Raw genomic sequence first — 5,714 nt, forward strand, 5'->3', positions numbered from 1 at the left:
GGAGTAAATGTTCACGCCATGTCCAAACAGTCGGCAGCGCGTATTACTAAAAGAAGTATAAAAGAACTTGAAGAAGCTTCAAAGAAAGTCCCGTCCATGGCTTATGATATTGAATCATTTGCCTCACTTGGCGCTTTATATGAGCTGGTTAGCGGTATTCAAGCAGAGCAGCCCACAGAGCGCGACGTTCAAACGATTCAAGATATTTTGACTGGAGCAGTAGAAGATGTACGCCGTGAAGGTGTGTACGATTTAAGCACCCGGCTATACAGTGAGCAAGCAAGGAAGGAAGGGCGAAAAGCTTCTTTATTAGTAAGAGATGAGTTGGAAAAACAATGGAATATATAGCTCATGATTTACTTCAGTTAAAAGAGGAAGTAAAGCTTATCAGTTATACACCTATCCCCGATTGGGTGGAGCATTCTTTAGGGAAGGCTCCGTTTGTCGTTGTAAGGCGGGCTGTTCACCGAGATAGCCTGATACCTGTTGGAGTAAGAGGAGAAAGAAGAAATCAGCGTTTTGGAGCATTTGTATCTGAGCATGCCGTTAAACAAAGAATTAGGCCGGAAGATCTCGTTCTTATTTTTCAAAACGGCCACTTTAGAAACATGCCAGCCACAGGTGCTTTAAAAGAAGTTGCTATTATTTTAAAAGATTTTGCGTGGGGACCAACCGGCAGTGTGGGATTCGAATTTGCAAGTGGTGCCGAAGTTGTTACAACAACTAGTGATGTGGATATACTTATTCGCCTTTCTTCTTATTTGTCGGTGGAACAAGCGCAACTGATAGTTAATCAGTTAAAAGAGTGTCCAGTTTCCGTAGATGTACAGGTAGAAACAGAAAAAGGAGCATTTTCTCTGGTGGAATATGCAAGGGGAGAAAAGACGCTGCTTCTGCGTACTGTATATGGACCTTCCTTAGTAAAACTGAATCAATTAGTATAAAAGACGGAAGAGGTATTTGCACCTTTTCCGTCTTTTCTGTCAATACCAGCTTTTTTCCTTGCTTAACAAGCGCTTTGCTTCAAAAAAGAATATTTGAATAAATTTTTTGGTGTTAATGCGAATCGGCAAAATTTTAGAATCTCCCTGTAATTCTTTCATTTTTTTACGAACAGCTGTAAAGTCAAAAAACTTAGAAGCATAATTTTCAAATTTCGGATTTGAAAAGTCTGTTAATCCGATAGAAGCAAAGTGATTTAATGAGTGAGTAACTGCTCGTCTTATTCGCTGTTCACAAGCTTTGGTTTCGCGATTAATTTCAATGGAAGACGCGTGAGCTCCTAATTTTTTCTCAGCCACATTCACAAAAATATTTTTTAGAGAAGGGAAATGTTTTTCCACACTTTCTCTTTGGTCATAAGTGTACAGAAACTGTAAAATATCCAGTAAATCTTTTGCACCATTTTCTCCTACAATACCTAACTCGGCTAATAAGAATTTACCTACATCGTATAGATGGGCTTGTTTCGTTACCGGCTGGCTTGAAGGGGGAGCGTGATGAGCTGTCGCTAAACTATTCAAGGAGGTTTTAATATCATCGATTGATTTCTCAAGGGAGATTCGTTCCATTACTTTTCGAATAACCGTTAAAATTTCAATTCGGTTAATTGGTTTTGTAATATAGTATTCAATTCCTAATGAGTAGGCTTCTCCTATCAATTCTTTGGATTCCACCTGTGAAATCATAATCATTTTTCCTTTAAATGAATCTTTTAAATGACGGATCGTTTCGATTCCGTCACGTCCTGGCATAAGTAAATCGATAAATAAAATATCAATTTGTTTTAAATTTAACGTAGAGGCATCTAAAAAGCTTCCGTCGACGACTTCTTCTACAACTTCTCCTAAATCCTCATCTTCAATCAGCTGACTGAGCGTTGAACGAATAGCTGAATCGTCATCTGTAATACAAAATCGCATAAACTCATCCTTTCTGAATTAAATTACGAAGGGGGATTTGAATGATAAACGTCATTCCGCTGTCTTCTTGTGTAGCTTTAATCGTACCTTCAAGTTCTTGAACAATATCTTTTACATAAGAAAGACCAATGCCAGTAGAGGGGTTTCCAAATTGATCGTATTTTGAGGTGAAACCAGGTTCAAAGATAGCTTTTTCGTACTTTAAAGGTACTCCAGGACCGTTGTCTTGTACATGAAATTCTACATGTTCAGCTTGTCTATGTACCGATAAAACAATCCTTCCTTCATCTTTAATCGCTTCCACTGCGTTGGCTACCAAGTTATTAATGATCGATAAAATGGTGTAAACGTGGTAGCTGAAATGTTCCCCGTTTACAGAAGAAAAAAAGGTAATTTGTTTGTGAAGAGAATCGGCATATTTTTTGTTGATGCGTACGATCAGCTCGATTAATTCCTCTGCTTTCATATAATTTTGGAAACTTTCATTTGAAATTGTTTTAGATAAGCCCGCAAAAATACGCTGGTTGTCTTTTTTTACTTCGTGAACATCTCCCGCAATCCGAAGCGCTTTTTTACTGAGCGTTTGGTTTAGCACAGAATGATCTTTTTCCTGCTGATTTAATACGCGGTATAAATCGTACGAAGCTTTTGTAATCGCTTCTGTATTATGAAGGGTCTTTTTTAAATGAACGGTTTCTTCATAAAGGCTTGTAATGAGCATTAGCATGTGCTCATTTTGTTTGCGAATTTGACGTTCTCGTGACTGTGATTCATAAATCGTCATCATATTAAAAAAGCTAAGTACAATGAAGCTGTGAGCAAAAGCAATAACGGCCATGTCAGATAATGAATCGACATGGATTGTTGTATGCAAAACTATATACTGCGCAGTTAGTTCCACTACATCAGCAGCAATTTCAATGATGAGTCCAATCACTCCAATTACAATAGCACGATAGTTCATGCGGCTTACTTTAAAAACAAAAAATAAAAGTGCATACGTAAAGTAGAAGAAAAACGTAGGGTAATGCGTATGTGCAGAAGCCGCAAATTGAAAATGATCGAGCATGATATAATCGAGCATGATGCGAAAGAGAACGACACTTAAAGCGGTTAACAAGCCCCCGGCTAAAACGGTTTTTCGTTTTAAAAGCAACAGGAAAAAGAAAAATGTAGGAGCTCCAAATGTAATTCGAAATGTTTCATTTAACGGATAAAATTTTAACTCTCCCGCCAGCGGGACAGTAATGAGCATGAGCAATAAAATGTACGGATCTTTTCGAATGGAAGATTTAAAATTCAGATAATTCCACCTCCTGAAGTGATTCGTGAATTAGTATACATTGTGACAGCGTCCAGCACAATGGAGAAGAGTGCCAAAGATAAAAATATAATTACAAAAAGTTTTGTAGGTTTTTGTATGCTCTCGTAGGTTGCATTGTACATTAAAAACGAAAATGAAATCCCGTTTTATGAAAGCGCTTTAAAATAAAAAGTTAATTAAGTGATGAGGTGATTTTAATGAAAAGAGAAATTGAACAGGAAATGTCTTACTTACACGTCACTGCAAAAGAGCAGTTACATGAGTGGGTAGAGCAAATAAAAGAATTTTCTTCAGAAGGAAAAACGGCTGATTACATTCCAGCTCTGAAAGATATGGACTCGTCTCAATTAGGTATTTGTTTGATTGGTGCTGACGGAACTGTTATCCAGTCTGGAGACTATGAATCGGTATTTACTCTTCAAAGTATTTCTAAAGTCATTAGCTTTATAGCAGCTTGCTTATGCTGCGGCATTCCTTATGTGCTAGAGAGAGTGGATGTAGAGCCAACTGGAGATGCATTTAATTCTATTATAAGACTGGAAATGCATAAACCAGGAAAGCCGTTCAATCCTATGATTAACGCGGGTGCTTTAACGGTTTCATCTCTTTTATCTGGGGAGACGGCAAAAGAAAAATTAAGCTATTTGTTTGATGTCATAACAATGCTTACCGGGAAAACACCAATCATTAATGAAACGGTCTTTGAATCAGAATGGCAAACGTCTCATCGAAATCGTGCGCTTGCCTACTATTTAAAAGAAACGAACTACTTACAAGGAGAAGTAGAAGAAGTTCTAGAGGTTTACTTAAAGCAGTGCTCAATTGAAGTAACGACTGAAGATATTGCACTGATTGGATTAATTCTGTCATTAGATGGATATCATCCAGTGTTTCACAAACAAGTAATTCCAAAAGAAGTAGCTAAATTAACAAAAGCGCTCATGCTTACATGCGGTATGTATAATGCTTCAGGAAAGTTTGCGGCATTTGTTGGTATGCCAGCTAAAAGCGGTGTATCGGGAGGAATCATGTCATTGGTGCCACCTAATACGAAAAAGCAGTCTCCATTTCCAGACGGATGCGGTATCGGAATATACAGTCCGGCTATTGATGAGTACGGGAATAGCGTAAAAGGCGTTACGCTGCTAAAAAAAATCGCAAAAGAATGGGATTTGAGTATTTTTTAGTCTATTTCCGTACTCTTCATTCGCTTCAATAATATAAACACCAAGAGAAAAAACTTTCATTTTGTGCATTTGTTCTACCAAATTTTTTAATGAGGTGATAGGCATGCAACAAGCAGTCGAAAGTGTGATTAGCGTCATCAATGATTTTTTTTGGTCGAATTTATTAATTATTTTACTTGTATCAATTGGTATTTATTTTACGATTCGCTCTCGTTTTTTGCAGTTTCGCATGTTGAAAGAAATGGTCCTTGTTTTGAAAGAAGGACGAGCGGCTAAAGGTGGAGGAGTCTCTCCGTTTCAAGCTTTTTGCATAAGCATGGCAGCTCGAGTAGGAACGGGAAATATTACAGGGATAGCGATTGCTATTGCACTTGGTGGCCCGGGTGCTGTATTTTGGATGTGGATTATTGCCATTATCGGGTCAGTATCAAGTTTTGTAGAAAGTACACTCGCTCAAATTTATAAAGTAAAAGGATCAAACGGGTTTCGAGGAGGACCCGCTTATTATATGGAAAAAGGGTTAAATAAAAGGTGGATGGGCGGGCTATTTGCTGTACTCATTACACTATCATTTGGCCTAGTGTTTAACGCTGTGCAGTCTAATACGATTACGCTAGCATTTGAGAACTCTTTTGGAACGAGCCGCTTGTTGGTTGGGATTATTATGACAGTTATATTTGCGGTAATTATTTTTGGCGGAATCAAACGCATCGCCAAGATATCGGAATACATCGTGGTCGTATTAGCTGTTTTATACATTGGAATGGCTCTGTTCATTATCTTTAAAAATATCGATCAAATGCCTGCGGTTCTATCTCTAATTGTGAAAAATGCATTTGGATTTGAACAGGCGCTTGGGGGGTCAATTGGTGCAACGTTAATCAACGGAGTAAAGCGCGGACTGTTTTCCAATGAAGCAGGAATGGGAAGTGCTCCCAACGCCGCGGCAACTGCAGTGACGAGCCATCCAGTTAAACAAGGTCTTATCCAAGCATTTGGTGTCTTGACGGATACACTCGTGATTTGTACAAGCACAGCATTTATCGTTCTCTTATCCCCCGCCTATAAGCAGGGACTAAGCGGCATTGAACTAACGCAAGCTTCTCTTAGTACCCATATTGGCTCTTGGGCATCAGGGTTTTTAGCTATCATGGTATTTCTATTTGCTTTTAGTACGCTAATTGGCAATTATTATTATGGAGAAACGAATATTGAGTTTTTAAATTCAAATAAGTTGTGGCTTTGGTCTTATCGTGTAGGTGTTTTAGCGATGGTTATTTT

6 protein-coding genes are annotated in these 5,714 nt (G+C 38.2%); 4 read left to right on the forward strand and 2 right to left on the reverse strand.

Features of this window, described 5'->3' with window-relative positions; all coding sequences use genetic code 11:
- Together AC1DRF_RS15270 and AC1DRF_RS15275 are read left to right on the forward strand one after the other, a co-directional pair.
- Positions 1–348, forward strand: a 348-nt coding sequence (locus tag AC1DRF_RS15270) for a biotin-independent malonate decarboxylase subunit gamma (RefSeq protein ID WP_477741065.1), incomplete at its 5' end; no start/stop codon positions are given.
- Positions 336–944 (forward strand): malonate decarboxylase holo-ACP synthase, encoded by a 609-nt coding sequence (locus AC1DRF_RS15275; RefSeq protein ID WP_477741066.1) that lies wholly within the window; start codon positions 336–338, stop codon positions 942–944. The genes AC1DRF_RS15270 and AC1DRF_RS15275, both read left to right, overlap by 13 nt.
- A 39-nt stretch (positions 945–983) precedes the next feature.
- Here the strand turns inward: AC1DRF_RS15275 and AC1DRF_RS15280 are convergent, their stop codons facing one another.
- Entirely contained in the window at positions 984–1,922 is a 939-nt protein-coding gene (locus AC1DRF_RS15280) for a response regulator (RefSeq protein WP_043980348.1), read from the reverse strand.
- 4 nt (positions 1,923–1,926) lie between these two features.
- A complete protein-coding gene (locus tag AC1DRF_RS15285; RefSeq protein WP_477741067.1) occupies positions 1,927–3,177 on the reverse strand; it encodes an ATP-binding protein in 1,251 nt (416 codons plus the stop codon).
- A 266-nt stretch (positions 3,178–3,443) separates the two neighbouring features.
- On the opposite strand from AC1DRF_RS15285, the gene AC1DRF_RS15290 reads away from it, so the two are divergent.
- Both AC1DRF_RS15290 and AC1DRF_RS15295 read left to right on the forward strand, forming a co-directional pair.
- Positions 3,444–4,433: a glutaminase gene (locus AC1DRF_RS15290; RefSeq protein WP_043980347.1), complete on the forward strand. Its 990-nt coding sequence runs from the start codon at positions 3,444–3,446 to the stop codon at positions 4,431–4,433.
- Between the two features lie 103 nt (positions 4,434–4,536).
- Positions 4,537–5,714, forward strand: a 1,178-nt coding sequence (locus AC1DRF_RS15295) for an alanine/glycine:cation symporter family protein (protein ID WP_477741068.1), incomplete at its 3' end; no start/stop codon positions are given.

It is taken from the genome of Priestia sp. P5_B4, assembly GCF_056400385.1.